The organism is Vibrio hepatarius, from assembly GCF_001274785.1.
Lineage (GTDB): Bacteria > Pseudomonadota > Gammaproteobacteria > Enterobacterales > Vibrionaceae > Vibrio > Vibrio hepatarius.
Genome location: NZ_LHPI01000069.1, coordinates 1 through 338, shown reverse-complemented (window position 1 = coordinate 338; position 338 = coordinate 1). Strand labels below are relative to the sequence as shown.

Sequence of the window (338 nt, the reverse complement as noted above, 5' to 3'; positions counted from 1 at the left end):
CGTTTATTCTTCCTATACGTTGTCGGCAGCGGGCCAAAAAGGAATACGTCCATGCCCATCGAGGTGAAACCGGCTGTGAGCGCGGGTTCAAGCATATAGCCCGACAGGCGCGTATCCTTGCCGATCACGACACGATGGCGGTGGTCACCGCGACGAAAGACACGGCCAGCCGCCATGCCGACGCGCAAGGCGGTTTCCGCCGTCATCGCGCCTTCGTTGGCTTTGCCACGAATACCGTCTGTGCCGAAATATTTGCGCACCATAAGGTCGATTATCCTGTCGTCGGGTCGCCCTCAAAGGGGACATGCCTGCTGAACCGCGAATATAGAGAAATATCC

General features: G+C 57.4%; 1 pseudogene. It reads right to left on the bottom strand.

Going from position 1 to position 338, the window contains the following annotated elements:
- Positions 1-263 (bottom strand): annotated as a pseudogene (glmM, locus tag AKJ31_RS22305) (phosphoglucosamine mutase); the annotation flags it as partial.
- Positions 264-338 lie beyond the last annotated feature (75 nt).